20 protein-coding genes and 1 pseudogene are annotated in these 22,148 nt (G+C 44.1%); 13 read left to right on the top strand and 8 right to left on the bottom strand.

The window, feature by feature from the left end; translation table 11 throughout:
• Positions 1 to 35 precede the first annotated feature (35 nt).
• From ACFVU8_RS04580 to ACFVU8_RS04535, 10 genes and pseudogenes are all read left to right on the top strand, one after another.
• Positions 36 to 350: an alpha-helical endospore appendage domain-containing protein gene (locus ACFVU8_RS04580; protein ID WP_387425991.1), complete on the top strand. Its 315-nt coding sequence runs from the start codon at positions 36 to 38 to the stop codon at positions 348 to 350.
• 18 nt (positions 351 to 368) lie between these two features.
• The gene (locus tag ACFVU8_RS04575; RefSeq protein WP_387425990.1) at positions 369 to 719 is read left to right on the top strand and encodes an alpha-helical endospore appendage domain-containing protein; all 351 of its coding nucleotides are present in this window, start codon (positions 369 to 371) and stop codon (positions 717 to 719) included.
• 101 nt (positions 720 to 820) lie between these two features.
• Entirely contained in the window at positions 821 to 1,639 is an 819-nt protein-coding gene (locus ACFVU8_RS04570) for a hypothetical protein (RefSeq protein ID WP_387425989.1), read from the top strand.
• 130 nt (positions 1,640 to 1,769) lie between these two features.
• The gene (locus tag ACFVU8_RS04565) at positions 1,770 to 2,177 is read left to right on the top strand and encodes an alpha-helical endospore appendage domain-containing protein (protein WP_387425988.1); all 408 of its coding nucleotides are present in this window, start codon (positions 1,770 to 1,772) and stop codon (positions 2,175 to 2,177) included.
• 464 nt (positions 2,178 to 2,641) lie between these two features.
• A complete protein-coding gene (locus ACFVU8_RS04560; RefSeq protein ID WP_387425987.1) occupies positions 2,642 to 3,823 on the top strand; it encodes an alpha-helical endospore appendage domain-containing protein in 1,182 nt (393 codons plus the stop codon).
• A 93-nt stretch (positions 3,824 to 3,916) separates the two neighbouring features.
• A pseudogene (locus ACFVU8_RS04555) lies at positions 3,917 to 4,030 on the top strand (IS4 family transposase); the annotation flags it as partial.
• Positions 4,031 to 4,729: 699 nt separating this feature from the next.
• Positions 4,730 to 5,320 (top strand): chloramphenicol phosphotransferase CPT family protein, encoded by a 591-nt coding sequence (locus ACFVU8_RS04550; RefSeq protein ID WP_387425986.1) that lies wholly within the window; start codon positions 4,730 to 4,732, stop codon positions 5,318 to 5,320.
• 56 nt (positions 5,321 to 5,376) lie between these two features.
• A complete protein-coding gene (locus tag ACFVU8_RS04545; protein WP_379463886.1) occupies positions 5,377 to 5,952 on the top strand; it encodes a dihydrofolate reductase family protein in 576 nt (191 codons plus the stop codon).
• 1,504 nt (positions 5,953 to 7,456) lie between these two features.
• Positions 7,457 to 8,053: a hypothetical protein gene (locus tag ACFVU8_RS04540; RefSeq protein ID WP_387425985.1), complete on the top strand. Its 597-nt coding sequence runs from the start codon at positions 7,457 to 7,459 to the stop codon at positions 8,051 to 8,053.
• A gap of 504 nt (positions 8,054 to 8,557) precedes the next feature.
• Positions 8,558 to 8,995, top strand: a complete 438-nt coding sequence (locus tag ACFVU8_RS04535; protein ID WP_387425984.1) for a DUF4238 domain-containing protein — start codon at positions 8,558 to 8,560, stop codon at positions 8,993 to 8,995.
• A 1,140-nt stretch (positions 8,996 to 10,135) separates the two neighbouring features.
• Here ACFVU8_RS04535 and ACFVU8_RS04530 read toward each other — a convergent pair.
• From ACFVU8_RS04530 to ACFVU8_RS04510, 5 genes are all read right to left on the bottom strand, one after another.
• Positions 10,136 to 12,496 carry an MMPL family transporter gene (locus ACFVU8_RS04530; protein ID WP_387425983.1) on the bottom strand — a complete coding sequence of 787 codons (2,361 nt, stop codon included), beginning with the start codon at positions 12,494 to 12,496 and terminating at the stop codon, positions 10,136 to 10,138.
• 30 nt (positions 12,497 to 12,526) lie between these two features.
• Positions 12,527 to 13,141: a TetR/AcrR family transcriptional regulator gene (locus ACFVU8_RS04525; protein ID WP_387425982.1), complete on the bottom strand. Its 615-nt coding sequence runs from the start codon at positions 13,139 to 13,141 to the stop codon at positions 12,527 to 12,529.
• A gap of 352 nt (positions 13,142 to 13,493) precedes the next feature.
• The gene (locus tag ACFVU8_RS04520) at positions 13,494 to 14,177 is read right to left on the bottom strand and encodes an SDR family NAD(P)-dependent oxidoreductase (protein ID WP_387425981.1); all 684 of its coding nucleotides are present in this window, start codon (positions 14,175 to 14,177) and stop codon (positions 13,494 to 13,496) included.
• On the bottom strand, positions 14,174 to 15,019 hold the full coding sequence (locus ACFVU8_RS04515; RefSeq protein ID WP_387425980.1) for an SDR family NAD(P)-dependent oxidoreductase: 846 nt from the start codon (positions 15,017 to 15,019) through the stop codon (positions 14,174 to 14,176). Before ACFVU8_RS04515 ends, ACFVU8_RS04520 begins: the two co-directional genes overlap by 4 nt.
• Positions 15,020 to 15,141: 122 nt before the next feature.
• On the bottom strand, positions 15,142 to 15,312 hold the full coding sequence (locus ACFVU8_RS04510; protein ID WP_379463898.1) for a DoxX family protein: 171 nt from the start codon (positions 15,310 to 15,312) through the stop codon (positions 15,142 to 15,144).
• A gap of 168 nt (positions 15,313 to 15,480) precedes the next feature.
• On the opposite strand from ACFVU8_RS04510, the gene ACFVU8_RS04505 reads away from it, so the two are divergent.
• Together ACFVU8_RS04505 and ACFVU8_RS04500 are read left to right on the top strand one after the other, a co-directional pair.
• Complete coding sequence (locus tag ACFVU8_RS04505) at positions 15,481 to 16,029, top strand: TetR/AcrR family transcriptional regulator (RefSeq protein WP_379463910.1); 549 nt, start codon at positions 15,481 to 15,483, stop codon at positions 16,027 to 16,029.
• A gap of 693 nt (positions 16,030 to 16,722) precedes the next feature.
• Positions 16,723 to 18,054, top strand: a complete 1,332-nt coding sequence (locus ACFVU8_RS04500) for an MFS transporter (protein WP_387425979.1) — start codon at positions 16,723 to 16,725, stop codon at positions 18,052 to 18,054.
• Positions 18,055 to 18,330: 276 nt separating this feature from the next.
• Here ACFVU8_RS04500 and ACFVU8_RS04495 read toward each other — a convergent pair whose 3' ends face one another.
• Both ACFVU8_RS04495 and ACFVU8_RS04490 read right to left on the bottom strand, forming a co-directional pair.
• Positions 18,331 to 19,038 (bottom strand): DsbA family oxidoreductase, encoded by a 708-nt coding sequence (locus tag ACFVU8_RS04495; RefSeq protein WP_387425978.1) that lies wholly within the window; start codon positions 19,036 to 19,038, stop codon positions 18,331 to 18,333.
• A gap of 446 nt (positions 19,039 to 19,484) precedes the next feature.
• Positions 19,485 to 20,339, bottom strand: coding sequence for a helix-turn-helix domain-containing protein (locus ACFVU8_RS04490; protein WP_387425977.1), 855 nt, complete (start codon positions 20,337 to 20,339; stop codon positions 19,485 to 19,487).
• Between the two features lie 108 nt (positions 20,340 to 20,447).
• Between ACFVU8_RS04490 and ACFVU8_RS04485 the strand changes: the two genes are divergently transcribed.
• Positions 20,448 to 21,602 carry an epoxide hydrolase family protein gene (locus ACFVU8_RS04485; protein ID WP_387425976.1) on the top strand — a complete coding sequence of 385 codons (1,155 nt, stop codon included), beginning with the start codon at positions 20,448 to 20,450 and terminating at the stop codon, positions 21,600 to 21,602.
• 91 nt (positions 21,603 to 21,693) lie between these two features.
• On the opposite strand, the gene ACFVU8_RS04480 is transcribed toward ACFVU8_RS04485, so the two are convergent.
• Positions 21,694 to 22,071, bottom strand: a complete 378-nt coding sequence (locus ACFVU8_RS04480) for a VOC family protein (protein WP_387425975.1) — start codon at positions 22,069 to 22,071, stop codon at positions 21,694 to 21,696.
• Positions 22,072 to 22,148 lie beyond the last annotated feature (77 nt).

The following is a 22,148-nucleotide window of genomic DNA, read 5'->3' as shown; positions in this document are numbered from 1 at the left end:
GACGGGGGTGATAGTAACAGAAAGGGATGAACAAGATGAGTATGCCGAACATTCCGGATATCAAACCTGAGATTATTTTAAAGAGGCCCGAGGTTATCAATCTTCTCCTTACGTCCATCGCTCTGGAGGAGATCAGTCTGTCACACATTGTGAATGCGGAAGCAGAGAAGCTGCAGAAGGTGATCCACGAGCATTGCTTCAGTCTGCAAGATGCGCTTGCAATCAATAACAGCGCCGAGCGGACATTAAGGACGGTAATCAAGAATCAGATGCTGCTGCATTTTAAGCTGGAAGATGTAGTGAGGCTGGAAGAACAGGATGTGTGTGTGGAGGAGTGCATGGAAGAATAGGGGGGAAGGAGGATAAGGATGGAGATCAAAGGAATCACGTCAATCCGGTCTGTTCCTGCAATGGACGAAGCCGTATCTCATCTGATTGAATCCATTGCATCCGAAGAAAAAGCCCTCTCGAGACTGCTGGAGACGAAAGTGGAACATATCCGCGTCTTCTCCAAGCAAAATCAGGACCAGAGCAGTTCTACAGCAGCAGATAACATGCAATTCAACCAATCGGTTACCCAGTTCATGGACTCTGTTGTGATGGCTGAATGGATGCTGCTCAAAAAGCTGGATACTGTGCTTCAACTGGATCAGGAAAAACGGAAAGGTTATTCTCAGGAAAAAAGCCGTAAAGAACTGGGAAATTTAGAGGATATGTAAGATATATATTGGGAAGACGGGTGTATTTTCGATGATGATTGGAAGTAGCATGCAAGGTGGAGCAGAAGGACAACAAATCGGGTAAGAAAAGGGTGGAGACTGTGAAGAATAAACCCGGGCTGAACAATCATAATTCTCGTAAGCAAATGACAGCCTCCGTCATTCACATTTGCACTGGAATCATAGATGGAACAAGAGCAGGCACAGATAAAGAAAATAGTCAGCTTGAATTTCAGATGATGAACATGTTACAGACACTCGTTCAGTTTCATATTCAAGCGAAACGAAAGCAGATTGCCATGGACTATATGAATGCGGCCGCTGGATTGAGCGATTACAGGGATGATCAACCTAGCGGCTCAGCCCTTGATCATAGCCACTTGCCTGAGCTTTACACCTTCATGGAGAAGCTGCAACAAAAGCCGTTTCAGACCTCGTATTGTATGGAGCGAGTTCTAGAGAGCCTTGACTATTTGTCCACATGCTACACTCCTCTGCCAGACGTACATGAACAGCCACAAGCGCAAATAGAAGTTCTCATTGAAGAGCACGCGGTAGTTCAAGCAAAAGATCAAATAGAGCCTCAGACAGAAGCGCATATGGAAACACAGATCCGGTCCATTCATGAGCAGCCTGAGGATAATCAACAGACTGCGGACAAAGAATCTCCTAGCCCTCAAGCGCCTCAAGTGAACCCGGTATGGGGGCCTTTAGAGCCTATAGAAGAGGAGGATCTGAAGAATACACAAGCTAAAGTGTTCAATAATCCGCGCATTGGAGTGAAAGAGAAGGGCAGGAACACAGCTTCTCCCTCTAATCGTGGAAAGCGTTCTCCAGCTGTGCAGCCCCCTGCATTTTTTAGTAAAGCCAGTATAAGCATCGGCCAGACTCGTTACGTTCGTTATCTGAAATCTTTCTAACGGAGGGGTATGAACCTGAGGAGGATGCCGATTATTCCGAATATCAAGACAGGAGATGCAAGGAAATTGGGCAAGCAGTGCGAGCTTATGGAGGAAGGCATGGAAGAATAGGAGATGGAGGAGGATCAAGATGGTGGTCAAAGGAAACGCATCAGCCACGCCTGTTCCCCCAATGGACGAAGCCATATCTCATCTGATCGAATCCATTGCATCTGAAGAGAATGCACTCTCCAGTCTTTTGGAGACGGAAGCCAGGTATATTCGCGCTTTCTGCGAAGAGAAACTCGCTGAGAGCGGATCGGATGCAGGAGAAATTATCCAGTTCAACCATTCAGTTATCCAGTTTATGGACTCGTTCATGATGGCCGAATGGATGCTGCTCAAAAAACTAGATACTGCTCTACAATTGGATCAGGGGGATAAGAATGTTGCTTCGAGACTTTACGAGGCACAGAACCGCACACGCGATAATGTTAATGAAAAACATAAAGGGTACTATGTGGAATGGGATTATTGGGACCTTAACGACGGTTGGTAGTCTTGAAAAGGGAATGGAAAATGTTCTGTATTTTATCATCCTGCCATAGAATCGCACTTATTAGCTGTATTCGGCAGAGTACCGGAACAGCTTTTTTAGCGAAGACTGAGCGTTATAAACGGATCTAGAGGAGCTAAATGAGTTTTCTGAGTAGCAGCGAGCTTATCTATTTATTGGCTTTCGATACGGCTTCATAGGACTTTTTGCTGTGGCTCGAACCAGGGGATAAAATCGTGGTGATCGAACGATGGAAGTTCGGTGGCCTTAAGCATTCTATTGAGGAAAAAGATCAAAGAATAGCAGAAGGAATTACGATCAAGAGCCGGGCTGACACGCTACTGCTCTATAATTGAGCTTCTCCTGTGGGGGAGCTTTTTGCTTTTTGTCGAACTTCTTGTCGCCAAAATTCTTGAACAGCATAGTATAACTGAGACGAATGAAGGCGATAAGGGAGGGTGTTATTGGTGTCACAAGCGAATATTCCGAATATTACGCCTAGTATTACCGTAACAAGACAAGATGCATTGAATTTGTTGTTGGCGTCAATTGCGATCGAAGAACTGGGTCTAGGTCACGTTATTAATGCCGAGGCTGAGAAAATCCAATATGCGGTAGGTACTTTGCCGGGGCTCAGCGTTCCGGCAACCATCGACGATTTGCTTGCGATTAATAGTAGCGTAAAAAGTACAATGACGGAGCTTATCAAGAAAGAGCTACTGCTGGCTACCAAATTGGATAGCGTTCTTGCAGCGCCATCGCTTCTCGGCCCGACAGGGGCAACAGGGCCAACAGGGCCAGCCGGCGGACCCGTGGGGCCTACAGGGCTAACGGGTGCTACAGGAACTACAGGAGCTACAGGGGCTACAGGCACTACAGGAGCTACAGGGGCTACAGGAGTTACAGGGGCTACAGGAGTTACAGGGGCTACAGGAGTTACAGGAGTTACAGGGGCTACAGGCACTACAGGGGCTACAGGCACTACAGGAGCTACAGGTCCAACAGGAGCTACAGGTCCAACAGGAGCTACAGGAGATACAGGGCTGACGGGCACTACAGGCACTACAGGTCCTACAGGAGTTACAGGAGTCACAGGAGTCACAGGAGTCACAGGAGTTACAGGGGCTACAGGGGCTACAGGTCCTACAGGGCTAACAGGTGCTACAGGTCCAACAGGAACTTTATCTGGTGTCCACGGTTCATTTACAAATATCACTACCATCGGACCGTTTATCCCTTCCGGTGTCATGACTTCTGGAACTATTATTCCTGTGACTGGTGCAAGTGCAGCACCTATAAACACTCCTGGAGCATTTACATTAAATCTAGATGGTTCCGTTACCGTAAATGTAGCTGGTATTTATGAAGTGTCAGCAATGGTCAATCTCGCTGCAGAAAATTCTGGAACTTTTGGAATACAGGTCAATGGGGGAGGGATAGCAGTACCGTTTTTAAATTCTTTTGGTAATACAGGAAACATAAACGGAACAACGCAACTTAATCTAACTAATATTCTTAGTCTAGCAGCAGGAGACCATGTTTCAATTGGTTTAATCTCTAGTAACTTACCGACAGTAACCCTTTCATTTGCACCAAATGGTATAAGTGGTTCTAATGCGTCTTCACTAACATTTGTACAAATAGGGTAATAATGCGTTAGTAATATAGTAGACCAGGTCTGTTGATTAACCACTAAATGGTAGGTAAAGAGCTGTTAACTCGTTAAAAACGAGGCGAAAAATAGACTTTTTAAAGAGCTGCTGCTCATTGACTCAACCAATATGACGATGGGGAAAACACGCTTGCCTTGGGCTCCCTATCATGGAGAGAGTACTGCGGTTAAGCCGCATGTAGCCTTGCAAATTGACCACTTGTATGTCTCTCTCAATAAAGATTCGCTGAGAGCCTTTGTGGTTGCTTATTCGAACCTGGCAACGAGTGTGGAAGAGGCCACGGAGCATTTCGTCGTGGGTGTAACCCTCATCCTCACTTGTTTTTTCTTTGTTTAATTCAAAAAGTGCAACAGCAAGCAAACCATGACAAACATAACCGAACACGAGTGAGGGCTTGGAAGGAATTCTCTGTGCGTGACTGGATGGATACGTAATAGGTTTCGGTTCGGGAAATATTAAGAATGGTCGAAACGAAATCTATACGATGGTTAATGAGCAGGATAAGGAAGCTATGTTGTTATTAGAGTCAATAGGGTATACCTTTTCTGTAAGAATGAAACTCAAGGCATTGAATGTTTAAAAAAGGACGCAACGATTTCCATTGGGCGACCGATATTTCGTCAACGTGGAACGATAGTGCCACTCAGGCTACCGGTATAATCGGTGGCCTGTTGCTGGATCGTAAGCAGTAGCCGGCCACTTGACATGGCTGGTTTTTTTTAGTCTGATGAAAAAAAGTTCTATACTGGCGCGGCGGCGTTAGACAGGCAGGATAGTTCAATCGTTTCTCGAATATTTTATGATTTAGATAATTGTATAAACTTTGTGAATATAACGTTATCTGAAAACTACGCAAAGATTATTTTTGAAGGGATGATTAAATTGAAGCAAGGGATATTAGTTTATCTAAATGGAACTTCAAGTTCCGGAAAGACCTCTATATCGACTGAACTGATAAATCAGAAGGAGATTCCTTTTTATCATTTATCAATTGATGATTTTTTTAAAAATTACAATGATTTTATTAATAATAAATTTCCAGATGAACCTCCAAAGGAAATAGATCATCAAGTTGTCTCACAAATAGTTGATGATTCCATATTCTCAGTGTTCCATTCGACAATTAAATTGTTATTAGAATTTGGTTTTAATGTAATAGTAGATACCATAATCGACAATGACAAAAGGTTTAATGAGTTTGTTGATCAATTTTTCGATCAGCCTACGTTATTTATAGGTGTAATATGCTCGAAAGAAGAACTCATAAGAAGAGAGCAAACAAGAGGAGATAGACGGATTGGACTAGCAGCTTCACAGTTTAGCAAAGTATATTGCTTTGATGAATATGACCTCGAAGTAAATACGGAAGAGATGAATCCAACAGAATGTGCCGAAAAGATATTAAGTTTGATAAAGTCCAATAAGGAATATACTGTATTTAAGAAGTCACGTAAAAAAAACAACCCAAGTTGAATTCTGCTAAAATGTAGTTAATGTAGACATGCCTCATGAACAAAGGAGAACTGAAAATGAGAAAACTCGTTCTATTTCTTCACGCATCGCTTGATGGTTTTGTAGAAGGGCCGAATGGTGAAATGGACATTGGTTGGGTTTCCTACGATGCTGATTTGGAAAAGCATTCGAAAGAAATTCTGAGTACTGCCGACACTGTCATTTGGGGACGTGGGACTTATCAGATGATGCACAGTTACTGGCCATCTGTGCCTTCGAACCCATCAGCTTCGCAGCATGAACGGAATCATGCCGAGTGGATCGAAAAGACGGCCAAAATCGTTTTTTCCACGACGCTGGAGAAAGTCGAATGGAATAATTCCAGACTCGTGAAAGAAGCTGTCGAGGAAGAGATCAATAACCTCAAACAGCAGCCAGGCAAGGATATAATCATCCTCGGCAGTCCTAGGTTTGCACACCACCTTATGCAGCTTGATTTAATTGATGAGTATAAAATTACGGTTTCTCCCGTCCTGATCGGTAAGGGATTGCCGTTATTCCAAGGTCTCAAGGAGAAGATCAATCTTAAGCTAATCGAAAACAAGACCTTTGATTCTGGAGCCATAGGTCTCGTTTACCAGACGGTAAGATAACCTTGTTACTTAAGGTGATTACGCTTACGGGGAATGTTAGTGGAACGACAACAGCGGCAGTCTAAGACTTTGTTTTCATCAAACAAAATGAACCGCTAAACACATATCTGGCAACATCCTATTATAGGATCTGAACAAAAACTAAATAGGAGAAGACTTCGTTTCGCACATAATACAGCAATTACAACATATTCGTCGGAAGGGAGGATAACGTCATTTTTCTAATGTTGTTTTTGCTAGACATGCACTCTGGCGGGAATGGTCGTTGAATCAACCAGTGACACTTAATCTACTACTTTACTTTCTTTGTTCAATGGTGGCTGAAGAGGGGGTTTACTGCTTCAATTTTTTAGGTTGCGATTATTTAGCACATGGATGGATTCGAATGTGACGCTGCAGCGTCGCCGGTGCAGGTAGAAATTTCCACTAGGATGCGCTTTGCAGATGGAGTGCTAGCGTCCGAACCAAGCCATCGGTTGACTTGTTATCATTACTGAACGTATCCAGCAAAAAGCAGGCAGCATTTAAAATGGGTCTGCTTTTTTTGAAGGTATTGAAATATTTGAAGTTATTGAAATATTTGAAGTTATTGAGTTAAGGCATATGTTGCAAAACCGAGAGCCACGAAACTAATGAGCATGACTAACATAAAACCCAATTCGGTAAGAGTAACAAAACAAAATGTCTGGTCATTGGATTAGGCTTTTTTGTCGTATATCAATAGGAAAAGGGGACGTGAAAGCTGCGATAGTTGGTCAACTTGCATTACTTTACAGGCAAGTTGAAGCTCGTAAATGTGGACGTTAATGCCATTTTCAAAACACCTCTTCGTCAAATTTGTTTGTGTTCATTTATGCCTTCGTTTATATAGACGACAGCCGATCCGGGAATTCATCGGTCTCATGGATTCGGAAGCATAAATTTTGAAAAATAATTTGGTATTGAGTTCGGATACCAGTCATTCCCGTAAGGTTGCTTATTCTTATTGTGCAGGGATAAAGATTGAACCTCTCTAAAAAGGAATTCTCTTAATATATGACAATTAAAGAATGGGTATCGAGTGACGGAATGAGGAATGGTATGCAAACTAATGATAAAACTGAAGTGCAAAAAAAAAAGCATGATCACATAGGGCATATCCATCCAAAGAGGCGTTAATGTGAAAGGTGGGAAGTGGAAGTGAATTATACAATGACGTGTCAATAAATCAAAAAAACCGCATCCAGCAGTGCTTTCAATAAAATATGTTCTTGTCCGAGCAAAGGACTAGTATTGCAGAGGTTGTAACGTGTGATTGTCTTTTGTCGTTGTGCTCATTAACAGTTTACCGGGCGGCAGCAGGGTTGGGGAACCCTGATCTGTACGTCGCTGGAAGGGGAGTAGGGGGACAACTGGGGAAGGGGCTATCGCCCAAGCCAACGCCAGCATGCTGACATATACATAAAAAGAAGCACTCATATGAAAATGCAGATACGAATGTATACTCAGAAAGAGGATGAAGCATATGGCGGAGATTCCCAACTTTCCCCAAAGGCTTATGGATGAGCATGCCCGATGGCATATGAGCCATATGAATCGGGACGTGCGTCCGGGCGATGGCATTTCGTTCCTTCGGTTTCATCGAAGTTTTTTGAGAAAAGCCCTGCGATGGTATAAGGCCCAAGGGCTCAATCTCCAAAGAGTGACGCCATGGTCCCGGATCCCATCGGCTGTCAAAGCCAGCCCCGGCTGGGACAGCCAGCTGCAGGAAGCCGAGGACCGTATCGTGGAGCGTATGGGCTCGTTCAAGTCCTCGGATGAACTGGGCCGGTTCCTGCTGACGTCCTCGCTCCACGACTCCATTCATGTCCTCGGCTCGGAGGTTTACGGAGACCCAGATTTCGGAGTCATCCATAGATCCCCTCGAAGCACCCTGTTCTATCGCTGGCATGGCCTGATCGAACGATGGTGGAGGAAGTACCAGCAGTTGAACAAGAGCAAGAAGACACAGACCAAGAAGACACAGACCAAGAAGACACAGACCAAGAAGACACAGACCAAGAAGACCGCTCACCGAGCGGTCTTCTTGGTGTGTTTAGCGGGCAGTGCGCATTGTCACTAAGAAGGTCGGGCCGGACGGGAGCGTGATAGACATGAATACTTTATTATCGTTGGGAAATCTCGTCCGAACATCGATCGAGTCTTTAAGCTCCCTCGGGAAACGATAGTTGAATGTACACCGCTGCAGTCGGTCATGTGATCATCCAGTGAAGTACACCAAAACACAATAAACAAGGAGCAAGATCCACGGAGATCTTGCTCCTTGATCTACATTTAGGGAAGAAAAATGAATCTTGGCTGCGACGAAGACTCCTATGCTAAGGCGGCTCCTACGGTTGAAGTTTAATTGGAAAGTTAATTTTCATGCTTTGGTTCAATCGATCTGCTTTTTCGTTATCCGCGGGTATCCTTGGATAGCAATTCCAGGTAAACGGTCTGATCTATCGGAAACTGAGCACGATTGCATGAGGCATAGATGCATCACCAGGACATCATTGTGTGAAAATGCATTTGGCACCTCTTTAGGAGTTAAGGTTATTCAATTATATCGAATTAAGGTGAACTCATGGCTGATAAAAATAGGCAGCATTTTGTTCCAAAGTTTTATTTAAGAAACTTCTCCAACAACATAAAAGCAATAGATACTTTTAACCTCACAAACTCCAAGTACATTCAAAATTCGTCAATAAAAGATATGTGCCATCGGCATAACTTTTATGGGGCCGATAACAGAATGGAGAATTTTCTTGCTGAAGTGATAGAATCCAAGGCTAGTTTACTCATCAATATTATTCTGGAAACGAATCAATTTCCAAAAGAAATAGAAGAATATATACATTTGTATCAATTTCTATTAATAAGTGAAGCAAGAAATTTCAAGATAGCTGAATCCATAAATAATAGTGCTAATTTCATAGCTAGATCAATTCTAGAACAACATCCGGAATTTAAAGATTCTGATTTAGACGCTTATATCGTTCCAATATTCGAAGCAATGATGTAGCCCGAAGTGGAGGACGATTTGGATATGAGCTGCTTACTAATACAATAACTGATGACATCAAATTGTTATTGGAAGAATATGTTCTTATAAGTAAGGGGAAACGGGTAAATAAAGATACATTGGAGTGGATTCAAGAACAATGGTCATATTATATAAAGAAGCAATGATTATTGAAAACAGCTCCAATTGAGTTGTTTTTTTATGCCCAGAATAGGGGCTTTGTCGACAATGGGACCATGTTCTTTTCCACCGACAAAACAATTTTTAAGTCAATGGGAGGACTAATTCTTACTCACACACATATGTACAAAATACGGGTTTTGTGAATATGTTCTATAGAAACCATGTAACAAGTCGAGTTATTAATCTATATTGTCCGTTGATAAGAAAATTAAACTTATTGCATCAAGACTATTCTATTCATCAGACTTCTCATCTTCTCATTAGTTTAATTAATGCTGGTTTCCAAAGGCTGCTGAGTATTTCCGGATCAGCTTCTCAATGGATCTCGTCGTTAAACGCCGGCTATTACTTTACGGTATACAAAAAAAGCTAATGCTCTGATTTTTCGTTATGAATCTGCTGTCCAGATCCCAGCAAGCTTTCCAGATTCAATAAAGCTTGCTGACTAAATTATACATATTATTCCTTGTTTTCTTTATGCAGTACGTACACTTGCCCTTGTTCATATCCAAATTCTCAATATTAATACCCTATACTTTGGGTAACTGCAATCCGGATCCAAGGATGGAAGTAATTAAGCAGATCCGTATGTGACAGTTTAGATTTGTGACGATCTTCCCCTTCCACAATCTTCAGACAAAAAAAGGCGAATCCCCCGTAATGTAAACGCTTAATTAAGTTATTATTTAGAGTATTAATCCTCCTTGAGTAAACCATATTGATGAAATTTAGCTCCAAAGTCAGTAAGTCTGATTCTACTTCTGCAGAATCTATCGATCCCTCAGAATAGATTGCTACATCTCTCCTAGCTAGAATACCTTGTGCTCTTAACTTTTGGAAAATGTTAATCCCCACTCCTTCTTCTCTTTCAAATTTGAAGACTCACTCTAGTAAAACAAACGCCGCAACGGTGTTGCCTGCGAAAACAGACATACCGCCAACGGCGTTTTCTTTTGATCAGTGCAATTGTTTCGAGGCAACCGCATCCTGGGCGTTGAGTTGGGCGATCAGTTTGTCGCCTTCGACGTCCAGGTTCGGCAGGATGCGGTCCAACCATTTAGGCAGCGCCCAGGCCTTGTCTCCGAAGAGTGCCATGACCGCGGGGACAAGTGCCATCCGCACCAGGAACGCATCGATCAGGATGCCGATGGCCAGCGCGAAACCGATTTGTTTGATCATAATGTCATGTGTGAAAATAAACCCGGCGAAAACGGATACCATGATGATGGCGGCAGCCACGACGACACGGCTGGCTTGGCCATAGCCGTGGATCACGCTTTTCACGCCCCGATGCCCATGGACGTGCGCCTCGCGCATAGATGAGACGAGGAATACCTGGTAGTCCATCGCCAGACCGTACAAGATCCCGGTTGCCATGATAGGCATGAAGCTCATGATCGGTCCACCGGTGTCGAACCCGAACAGATCGCTTAACCAGCCCCATTGAAACACGGCGGTGGAAATGCCGAACGTCGCCAGAATGCTGAGCAGGAAGCCTACTGTCGCTTTGATCGGCACAAGAATCGAACGGAAAACGAGTAGCAGAATGATAAGCGATAGGATGACAATGATTACGATATAGATCGGGAACACTTCTGCCAGCTTGGAGGACATGTCGATGTTGATCGCCGTGAACCCCGTCACTCCGAGGGTCACACCGTAGGTTTCCGCAATGCTCGAATTGGCGGCGCGCAAATCCTGCACGAGATCCCGGGTCGCCGTGTCCGTCGGGCCTGTCTTCGGAATGAGGCTCAGAATGGCAATGTTACCTTCCTGGTTCAAACCGAGCGGCGAGACGACTGACACATCCTGCACCTGCTGAATATCCTGAACGAGACCACCCAACATTTTCGGGGAAATGGTACCCGTAGGATCTTTCGGTTCCGCGACAATCAGCAGCGGCCCGTTGAAGCCTTCTCCGAAGCCCTTAGATATCGCGTCATAGCTTTGGCGTTGAGGCGTATCCAGATTCGCGGTCGATCCGTTGGGCATGCCCATTTTCATTTCGGTGGCCGGAATCGCCGCAAAACCGAGAATGGCAATCACGCCCAAGATAACCAGCCAGCGGTATTTGACGACGCCTTTGACATAGCGGTCCGCGACGCCGTGCTTGTTGGTTGGCTTGGAAGGGGTTTTCTCGCGCGCTTTGCGGGAGCAGATGCGTTCCCCCATCAGACCTAGCAGCGCCGGCAGTAGCGTGAGCGCGATAAGCACATTGAGGAACACGGTCACCGAAGCGACGAGTGCCATCAGGCTCAGGAACGAAATTTCGATAACGAGTAAGCCGCAGAGAGCGATGATAACCGTCAACCCGGCGAAAAATACAGCGCTTCCGGCGGTGCCGACCGCTCGGGCAGCTGCTTCGCGAGCCGAAAGTCCCTCATCCAGAATAAGGCGGCGCTGGCGGTTGACAATAAAGAGCGCATAGTCGATGCCGACGGCCAGACCGATCATCAGCGCCAATACCGGCGTAATTGAGCTCATGGTCACGAAGCTTGAGATTGCGAAGGCGCCTCCGACCCCGATCGCCACGCCGAACAGCGCGACTACCAGAGGCAGACCGGCTGCAACGATGGAGCCTAGCGTAACGATGAGTACAATGGCGGCTATGACTAAGCCGTAGATTTCGTTCGTGCCGACCGGGATGTCTACGACATTCAGTGAGTCGCTCGGCAGCACGGCTATGCCGGGATCTTTCTCGACTTCCTTGACCGCTTCGACGACCGAATCCGTGACACCTTTCGGCAAGGAGGTTTGCATGACGGTAAACTGGAATTGAAACAGGGCGACGCTGCCGTCGGTGGCGATCAGTACGCCGGGCACCGGCACGCCGTCGATCATCAGCGGCATGTAAGGCGGCATTTCAGCGGGCGCCAATGCCACTGAGGCTCGCGTGTCCTCGCCGCCTTGCGTGGCTTCTCCGCTTTGAGCACCTTCAGTTTGTGTCGCTGCTTGAGCGCTCTGGCCTTGGGCGGCAGCGGCGGCTAGCTCGGCGGGGTTTATCACATATTCCAGCCCATAGACTTTGTTGATCGCTTTGGTGATTTCCGCCAGGCGCTCAGGCGTATCGAGACGCTCACCTTCTGCAGCGGCGAATACGACGCTCGCTTGGCCGCCCGCCGCTTCCGGGAGCTCCTGAACCAGCTTGTCCAGAACCTTTTGAGATTCGGTGCCCTCCAGCTTCATATCCGAGCTGACGTTAAGTCCGTTGACGCCGATCATCGCCACGACGATGCCCAGAATCAGAATCCAGCTCGCAATGAAGGCCCAGGGCTTCCCGTAGGCGGCTTTACCTATTTTGTAGAGAAACGTTGACATAACAGTATGGCACTCCTTTTTTATCTGAGATCAGAAGCCGTTGCGCAAATAGCCGAAGGTAATGTCCAAATATTCGCTGAAGGTAGCCGCGTCGGGCGTTTCCTCGGGGGAGTCGCCAGGCAACAGGATCTGGAGACTTCCGTCGATAACGGGGAGGATCGCTCCGTATACCGCGCCTATGAGCAAGTGGCTGTATCCTTCCGAATAACGTCCTTGAAAATGACAGCTGATCGTCTCGCGGGCCGCCGTTAGCAGCCGGCGGAAGGTGCTGAGAATATACGGCTCTAACGTGGGATATCGTATGGATAACGACATCAGGTCGCGCATTCTACGGAACAGCTCTGCGGTGAACTGCGCCTTCAGCCAGTGGTGCAGCACATCCAGTGGTGTGGCGCTCTCAGGCAATTCCGTCATTATTTCTTCCGCGCCGGCCATATCGTCAGAAGGGAAAGCAGCCGACGCGACGGCTTCCTCCTTGCACGTAAAGTGATTGGCGAACGTCCTGCGAGAATAACCGGCGCGCTGGGCCACTTCGTCCACGACAAAGCCGTCCAAACCGCGTTCGAGCGCCAGCTGAAATGCCGCCTCCGATAAGGCGTGGGCTGTGGCTTCCTTTTTGATATAGCGCAGACTATGCTTATCCATTGATTTTTACACCTCTCTCTCATTGGGATGACAATAACTTAACATATTATTGCCCATAGTGCAATTATACTCAAAGAGCATTAATGCTCAATGTGCAGTTTTCGTATGACCCGGCCAACACTGCGTCCACAACGATCTCAGGGTCATAGAGCGAAGCTGACTTCTTCAATCTCTGGGGCATGGCTTGCACACTTTCATGGATTATCACCTCGTATTCATTTTATAAATCACGACAAAAAGACACGTACCCTAACGGACGTGTCTTTTGATTACCCGGGAATGCATCGCACGCATGCAGGAGATCGTGGCCTTGCGTCCCAGTCTTTCGATCCAGTTTGCCATTTCCTAATAATTAAAACGACAGTTTTGTCAGATCAATTCCTTGAGGGAAAGTTTGTTCAAAGCGATCTTTTCTTTCATATAAATCATACCAAGCTTCTGCAATGACATCTGGATCACCTTCTGTACCTGGCTGAATCAATGTGCCAATGGAGAGATGTCCGACAAATATGCCTTTTTCCTTTAATTCATTGTGAAGATTTGTTGCATAGTTGCGAAGACCTGACATGGTAATTCCTACATTGCCGGTAAATGGCATAGGGAACATCGCGGATAAACCTGTTGTAAAGAGAATCGCTCCTGAACCACTATTGATCATGTCTGGCAATACTTCGTTGACAGAAAGAATGACTGGCAGTAAATGACTACTTACTTGTTCCATTACATCTTCAGGTTTTGTTTGTAATACATGCCTAAATATTTCAGGTCCTGCATATGGGCTAAACTCCAGCACATCGATATGACCAAAATCTTGTTTAATAGCTTGTAGCACTTTTTTCAGAGCGATCAAATCCGCGATATCCGCAACATAAGACTTCACTTCAATATTTTGCTTGTTAAGCTCATTTATGATAAGGGCTAATTTCTCAGGATTGCGCGCAACTGCAGCTACCTTGAAGCCATTCTCCCCGAATTTTTTAGCAAGGGACAATCCTAACCCTGGACCCGCACCAATTATTGCAATAGTTTTCATCATGCTTTAACTCCTTTCAGTAATTGAACTGTTTGGTTATAAAGCTTTTGAGCATTTTCTTTATCAAAGGTTTTCATCGCTAGACTTACTTCTTTCCACACTTTATAAGCAGATAAAGAAGGTGTGGGCGGATTTTCAAGCAAACTGATAATCGGAAGAACCGCTTCTTCTACCGGTCTACCCACTGTTTTATAAAGGAGCTTCGTAATACTCCTTAACACTGGATTTTCAATGGCATCAAAAGTGCCAGCGGTTTGGACAGCCCAAGGGTTAAAGAGAATATATTTTACCTTTCCAATAGTATCATTTTGGGCAAAGGCTACACCTAGTAAGTCGTTTAATCGGCTGCCGTGATATTTCGTTTTTCCACCGTTGTAGTTCCTCTTGTATTGGATATCATCCAGGTTAACTGTTCCGTTCATTCCTGGAGCACACACATTAAGGATCACAGGGTTAAGAGAATTTTCCAAAACATCTTTTAAGCCATAACTAAGAACAAATCTGCTCAAATAAGATAGACCAAAGCTAAACTCAAAGCCCTCTTGGGTTTCAGAATATTCTTTTCTGGTCTTGTGACTGGTTGCACATAAAACAATCTTATCCAATGAATTGAACCTGCTTTTTATTTCCTCAATAATGCGCTTATTTTCTTTGACCAAACTCAAATTTGCTTGAAGAAAGAAAGCCCTCTCCTTTGCTCCTGACTGTCTAGCCTCTCTTAAGAAGAGTTCCCCTTTAGCAGATGAACTGCCGACCACTATTACACGGTCACCCTTCTTTAAGAAGTGTGTAGCAACTCCTTTTCCGATACCATCCGTTCCGCCTGTTATAAGTATTGTTTGCATCCTCTATTCTCCTCATTCGTTACAGTTTATTTAAAAGCGACTATCGCAACAAATATCGCCAAAGACTAATTACGCATTTTTCTGTGACCAAGAAACAGAAGTAAACACAACACGAGAAGCACCTAGGGCATAACGATAACGTCAAATCCTTGATGGGCTCTAATATGCGTTAAAATGGCCCCAGTCATGACCACGACCAACACTGAACTGAATACAGGGACGAGCTTTTTCTTCCAAAACCCTAAAAGTAATCCTACTACTGCGAGAATTTCTATTGCCCCTACCGCATACATCAACCCTGTCCCAACTCAATTGTATATTCCCTCCTTTTATGATATGTTAAAGCAACAGTGTTACTTTAATAAACATACACCGAATGACTAAACAGAACAACCAACAATAAAGCTGAAATGTTGCTATAACATCAGAAATGAAAAAATGTCAGCATAGGAGTGAAGAACTTGGGAACAAAAGTGAGGAATATACGAACAACTCAAACGAAGCAGTCTTTGATTAGTGCGTTTGTTAATCTGGTGAATGAGAAGGATTTTGAAAAAATAACAATAGCCGATTTGACAAAAGGAGCGCATGTAAATCGAGCTACATTTTATGCCCATTTCAATGATAAGTACGAATTATTGGATTACATCGTAAATGAATCTGCTGCGGCTGTTATTGAAAAACACACATCAGAAAATATGAAATTCGATAAAGAATACATTCATCAGCTCGTTCTAGCTGTGTGTGATTATCATCAACCACCAAATTTTCAATGTCGCAGCAGTTATTTTAGTTTAATTCCGCAATTGAAAGATAAAATGTTAATAGAGTTGAAAAAAAAATTATCAAAAAGTTTAGATTTAACATACGCAGATATAGAGAAGAGTTTTTATGTACCGATATATGCCAACATTATCCTTGAGGCTGGTTACTTATGGGCTACTGGGCAAGTTGAATTTGACAAAGAAGAAGTAGCCAAGAAAACCTCATTAATAATACTAGGAGAATAATCTTCCGGAAAATAAGTTTTCAACGAGGAGCGTTAGTTCTAGATCTCTTCTACCAGAAAAACTTTAGTCCGAGGTGATTTAATACTTACTTCTACGGCTCTTCACTGGTTGGTTGTGCCTAACTTGACTAGGCGCACATATGTAAAAAAAGCGGTTGATTTTATCAGTCAACCGCTTAAGATACCTTGGTAAAACCATCCCCTTTTTTAATTGAGATCTATCTTCAATTACCCTCTAGTATTCCATTCACCATGAAACCAGGCATTAGATAGGCCGGGCAACTAAACTGTGAAAATTCAATTATAGTTTTCAACCGCTATCCGATGTACCGGCATATCCTCTCTGGTTATAAATTTCAGACGATTTCATAATGATGTTTTCCCGTATCCTATCCCCTTTTTTCATGAGATTCTCCGTATGAACCTTATTCGAATCATTTATTATAAACAAATTATGCAATTCTGGGGCTTGCCATTCACTAGAATCATGCTACAATAAATGATACCATTCGGTCTCTTTTATTTCACCGGTGTGGAATAAAAATATAACTTATAGGGGGACTGCTATGAAAGAAAGCTTCCGATCCAGAAACTTTCGGCTACACGGAAGATGCTAGATAAATAATCACAAGATAGAGAGAAGGAAAATTCTATGAAGGATGCACTCCACAACACGATGATGGAGGAAAACGAAGTGCCCCTTCTTCCCCGTGAAGGCGTCATTATTACGTTGCTATGCATTACCATTGTGTTGGTCACGATGAATACGGCCATGTTTAATTTAGCTTTAAACGATTTAAGTCATTATTTTAACCTGCCGTCGTCCATCGTCTCATTGACGGTCACCGGTTATTCTATTATGTTCGCCATCTCCTCGATCACCTACAGCCGGCTGTCTGATTTTGTTCCATTGAACCGGTTGTTCGCCATTAGTCTGGTTTTGACGGGAGGCGCATCGGTTGGGGCGATGCTGAGCAATCATTTTTGGGTGCTGCTTACAGCCCGCATTTTACAAGCTGCCGGTGCCGGTGCGGCGCTCTCCCTGTCCATCGTGCTTTTGACCCGTTACGTACCGCTGGTGCGCCGGGGAAAATCGATGACGTTCATCATGTCCTCCGTGTCACTGGGATTTGGACTAGGCCCAGTAATTGGCGGCCTTGTGGTGCAATATCTCGGTTGGAAGTATCTCTTTGCAGTCACATCCTTGCTGTTGTGTATTCCCCCGCTGCTTATGCGTTATATTCCAAAAGAGTCGCTTGCTAAACGGCCTTTCGATTTGGTGGGGGCAGTGACACTAAGCGCGGGTACAGCGGGTATATTACTATTCTTAACCAACCATCATCCCATTGCTTTGTTGATCGGAATTTTGGGTCTTCTTCTCTTTACTTTACGTATCCGCCGCGCGAAGCACCCGTTTGTGCTGCCTTCGTTATTAACCAATAGAACCTATCTTGTCCTTGCCTTAATCGGTGTTTTCTCCTATTTATGCAACTTTGCCACGCTCTTTTTGTTACCACAAATGCTATTGAAGCAGTTTGGTTTGAGTGCAAGTCAAGCCGGTTTTGTTATTTTTCCTGGGGCTATTTTGTCCACGCTGCTATCAAGAACGATTGGGACGATGATCGACAAGCGGGGAAATAGCCGTATGTTGCGTACAACTCCTATGCTCATACTATTGGCGGGCGTATTGTTCGCAGGAGTGGGTACCCAATATTGGGTAGCGAATATTTTCGTGTACATGCTGATGAACTTAGGCTTTGCTATCATCAGCAGTAGTGTTTCAAACGAAATTTCGCGCATATTGCCCTCCTCTCAAATTGGATCAGGCACAGGCTTGTTTCAACTGATGCAATTCATCAGCGGATCATTCGGCCTTGCCGTGTTATCTAGCGCGTTGGAATGGCAACAACCCCTTGCGCCAGGCCATGCGTATGCAAATTTATTCTGGGGACTGGCCGTCATAGCGGTTTTGGCCAATCTGTGCGCTTTTCTGTACGTGAGACGACTATCCCAAAGTACCACGTAGCTCTCTCTTCCTATCGACTGCTCAAACAATCAAAGATGAGATAATTATGAAATATAAAAGGGATAACTTGACCCAGTGTTGTCAAGTTATCCTCAGTACAATTGAAATGTGGCGATGGGCCAAATACTAATTGTATTAGGTTTATATAGCCTCGGATTGCGAAATCTCAATTTTATGTGCTTCATTTAGAGCCAAAATAATGAAGCCCAAAGGCTGCGGCAAGAACGTCGCGTCCTTGGGATGGTAAAACTCATCTCTACTTTTGCTCATTTTATACTACACATTACAAACTCCGTCAGTGCAGCTATCGTCACCATTTGATCGGTTCATTTCTTCCAATTCCTCAAGTTTCTTCTCTTCATCCCAGACCGAGTTCAGCACATTTAAGAAAACTTCCTCAGGCTGAGCACCTGACAGGGTGTATTTGTTATTAAACACGAAGAATGGCACTCCTGAAATGTTTAGTTCCTTGGCCTCGGTGATATCAGCTTTGACCGAATCTGTATAAGCATCGGATTTAAGCATTTGCGCTACGTCGCGATCATTAAGTCCCATCTCGCTGGCCAAGGAAATAAGCACGTCGTGGTCAGCAATATTCATGCGCTCTGAAAGGTATGCGCGAATAAGGCGTTCTGTTAATTCAGCCCCCTTCCCCTCTTTTGCTGCAAAATGAGCCAAACGATGCCCATCGAATGTATTCGCAATCACAACTTGATCATAATTGACTTCAAGTCCAGCCTCTTTTTTAAGCATATTAGCTACTTGTGCTTGCTTGACTTTCATTTGCTCGACACTCATTCCCTTTTCGCGGGCAAGTTGCTGAGTACTAAGCGTTCTATTTTCTGCATTCGGATCCAGTTGAAAACTGCGATACACAACTTCCACTTTATCTCCCATTGCAAACTTTCCAAGAGCATTCTCCAGTTTTCTTTTACCTATCACGCAAAAAGGACATCCAAAATCAGACCAAACATCGATTCTCATGATCAATTCCTCCAATGATTTAAATGTGTTTTCCCACAGCTAAAAACCCCAATACAGATCTTTAATATCCATAATTAAGACACAAAAATTGTAATGCTGCTTGTTTTCCTCATGGCTGCAACCATTGTCGGTCTTTTCCTACACGCTCCGGATCCCGCTCGTTACACCATTCACCTCTGGAAAAGCGCGTACGTCCCCGTCCTGACACAGCTTGAAATGAGTTTGGGTACATAACTTTTTTGCATAACTACACCTGATCCCCCCTCAAATAATTACTATTATAGATCTATATTGTCCATATTAAATGATGAAACTCCATTTTGCAATGCCTTCCTAGATTCGAATTACAATTAACCAAACTTCAAATCTTGAATTGCAAAGATGAAGTTGTTTTCAAACCATTATTTTCTAAACGATTCTAAGTCATTCGCGTCTGCCATTAGAAACTACTGAGCACTCGAGAACTTACGAGAAGTCGTCCGATACGTTGTCGGTGACATGCCCTTTCTAGCTGTGAACTGTTTGATGAAATAAGTATCATACTCAAATCCAGTAGCCCGCGCAATTTCATTAAGACTCATATCTGTGTGTGTCAAAAGATCACTCGCGACCTTTAAGCGATGAGCAAGCAAGTAACCTATCGCCGTATTTCCGCATCTCTCCTGGAACATCTTATTCAGCGTCACACGGTTCAAATGAACACACTTCGTCAACTCTTCCAATGTAATCTTTTGCGGATAATGAGTGTGAATATAGTCTAGCACTACATCGACAGGCGAATGTTCGCTATTTTGATTCAATTCCTCAAGCAGCCCCAAAATTTGAATGAGGTACTTCTTTATTCTGCACACCCAGAGGTCATCACTTTGCGCCTGCACTTCCATACCAAGCACGAAGAACCATTCAAACAACAGCGGGTACGCTTTTTCCGTTACACGAGGCACTCCATGATACAGATGATTACTTTGAAAAAGGGAAAGTCCTGTTTGTATTCTTGGTCCTGAAGGAAAGTAATCCTTCGTTTCAGAAAGCGTATTGGTGTTAAGAAATTCGGGATGAAAGCTGAAGGATTGTGCGGATACGTTATTCTTTTCAAGCATATGCACATGATCGTCTTCAGCCAAGCAGAGGATGCCAGGCGCACTAATAGAAATAGGACGCTCGTTTAGTATCCCCTTTAACTTCCCAGACGTAATAAAAATCATCGTAAACCGATCTGGGTATGGAAGAATATTAAACTCCTCCACGGCTACAAATTCTATATTCACGGTGCGTTCTTTGTGTCGGTCTACCTGCGGCATGATGATCACCTATCAAATAGTATAGTTAGTTGCTTCACTTATAACAGTGTATCATACAAGTCCAATGGATATAATAACGCTATAAATCAACACAGGGAGGAAATCATAGTGGCTATTAAACCTTTTCATATTCAGGTCTCCGATGACATTCTTAACGATCTACAATATAGGCTGCAGCACGTCCGCCTGCCTGATCAGGTAGAAGACTCCGGCTGGGAGCGAGGAACAGATTTAGTTTTTTTAAAATCACTACTTTCCTATTGGCGGGATCATTACGATTGGCGCGCACAAGAATCGAAGTTGAATCGCTTTGCCCAGTTCCACTGTGATATTGATGGGATCGATGTTCACTTCGTACATGAGCGTGGTAAAGGCCCTAACCCTATGCCGATTATTCTTACCCATGGATGGCCCGACAGTTACCTTCGTTATGAAAAGATTATTCCGCTCCTTACAGATCCGGCTAGCCACGGAGGTAATCCAGAGGACTCTTTCGATGTCATTGTCCCTTCATTGCCTGGATTCGGATTCTCAAGTCGCCCTACTAAGCCTGGCTTTAACAATTATAGTGTGTCCCATTTGTGGGCTAAGCTAATGACTCAAGAATTAGGCTACACAAAATTCGCAGCTGCCGGTGGAGATATTGGCTCTGGTGTGACAAGGTATTTGGCAGCGAATGATCCTGAACTTTTATATGGCATCCATCTAACGGATGTTGGCATTATAAGAAGTCTCATGACTTCACAGGATGCAGAACTTTCTGAAGAAGAGCAGCAATATAAGAAAAATGCTTCTTCATGGTTAGCGAATGAGGGCGGTTATATATCCATGCAGTCCACCAAGCCACAGACTCTTGCTTATGGACTATCCGATTCGCCGGTAGGTGTGGCTGCTTGGATCATCGAGAAACTTCGGGCATGGAGCGATTGTAAGGGTGATCTGAGTCAGAGATACAGCAAGGATGAGTTGTTAACTCATATCATGATCTATTGGGTGACTAACACCATAGGATCATCTATACAAATGTATTACGAAAATTCACACTCCTTGCCGCCACTCGGTCACATAGAAGTTCCAACAGGGGTAGCCATATTTCCTGCAGATATTGTACTTCCTCCAAAATCCTGGGCTGAGCGTAATCTGAATATTACTCGTTGGAGCACCATGCCTGCCGGCGGCCATTTTACTGCCATGGAAGAACCTGAGGCACTGGCGGACGACATTCGCGCATTCTACAGACCTATGAGAATGAAGAATAAATAGTGATCTCGAGGTATATAAAAAAGCTCTTGAATCGCCGCTAGACGAGTTCAGGAGCTTTTTTATGTAGACGCGTTTGGTAATTCACTTCATGTTACTGTGCTTTTTCCATTACCGCAAAATAATTCTGTTCATTATCTGCGAAGTTGAACACTCTGCCATTAGGAAGCTCTACAATTTCTCCAACGGTGACATTTTTGTTCTTCAGATCACTATTTAATTTATCGAAATTGTCCGTGAAGAACATAAGCGAAGGTGTTCCCAGATTCATGCCAGGATTCATTTTAGCAACGAATTCCTTGTTATGAAGAACAATAGTGGTTGCTGCATCTTTTGGAGCGAGCTCAATAAATCTCACCGGGCCACTAGTTTCATCTGCAATTACCTCAAACCCTAGCTTTTCTGTCCAGAAATCTCTGGATTCATCTTGGTTATTTACATACAACATCACTTGGCCAATTTTGTTAATCATATTTGCACACTCCTTAGGTGAAATAATTTATCTCAAACCTTCGCATTCTAATATACAGGTGATAGTCGACTTATGGG

Origin of the sequence: Paenibacillus sp. NPDC058177, from assembly GCF_042883835.1 — a bacterium.
Lineage (GTDB): Bacteria > Bacillota > Bacilli > Paenibacillales > Paenibacillaceae > Paenibacillus_AQ > Paenibacillus_AQ agri.
Note: the sequence above shows the minus strand (reverse complement) of the source record. Positions and strands in the feature narration are given on the sequence as shown.

Bases quoted from the DNA above. Each gene is read 5' to 3' on its own strand.
- ACFVU8_RS04525 (WP_387425982.1), bottom strand. From the start codon at position 13,141: ATGGATAAGCATAGTCTGCGCTATATCAAAAAGGAAGCCACAGCCCAC.
- ACFVU8_RS04520 (WP_387425981.1), bottom strand. From the start codon at position 14,177: ATGATGAAAACTATTGCAATAATTGGTGCGGGTCCAGGGTTAGGATTG.
- ACFVU8_RS04490 (WP_387425977.1), bottom strand. From the start codon at position 20,339: ATGCCGCAGGTAGACCGACACAAAGAACGCACCGTGAATATAGAATTT.
- ACFVU8_RS04480 (WP_387425975.1), bottom strand. From the start codon at position 22,071: ATGATTAACAAAATTGGCCAAGTGATGTTGTATGTAAATAACCAAGAT.
- ACFVU8_RS04540 (WP_387425985.1), top strand. From the start codon at position 7,457: ATGGCGGAGATTCCCAACTTTCCCCAAAGGCTTATGGATGAGCATGCC.
- ACFVU8_RS04530 (WP_387425983.1), bottom strand. From the start codon at position 12,496: ATGTCAACGTTTCTCTACAAAATAGGTAAAGCCGCCTACGGGAAGCCC.
- ACFVU8_RS04545 (WP_379463886.1), top strand. From the start codon at position 5,377: ATGAGAAAACTCGTTCTATTTCTTCACGCATCGCTTGATGGTTTTGTA.
- ACFVU8_RS04515 (WP_387425980.1), bottom strand. From the start codon at position 15,019: ATGCAAACAATACTTATAACAGGCGGAACGGATGGTATCGGAAAAGGA.
- ACFVU8_RS04510 (WP_379463898.1), bottom strand. From the start codon at position 15,312: ATGTATGCGGTAGGGGCAATAGAAATTCTCGCAGTAGTAGGATTACTT.
- ACFVU8_RS04495 (WP_387425978.1), bottom strand. From the start codon at position 19,038: ATGAGAATCGATGTTTGGTCTGATTTTGGATGTCCTTTTTGCGTGATA.
- ACFVU8_RS04575 (WP_387425990.1), top strand. From the start codon at position 369: ATGGAGATCAAAGGAATCACGTCAATCCGGTCTGTTCCTGCAATGGAC.
- ACFVU8_RS04535 (WP_387425984.1), top strand. From the start codon at position 8,558: ATGGCTGATAAAAATAGGCAGCATTTTGTTCCAAAGTTTTATTTAAGA.
- ACFVU8_RS04580 (WP_387425991.1), top strand. From the start codon at position 36: ATGAGTATGCCGAACATTCCGGATATCAAACCTGAGATTATTTTAAAG.
- ACFVU8_RS04565 (WP_387425988.1), top strand. From the start codon at position 1,770: ATGGTGGTCAAAGGAAACGCATCAGCCACGCCTGTTCCCCCAATGGAC.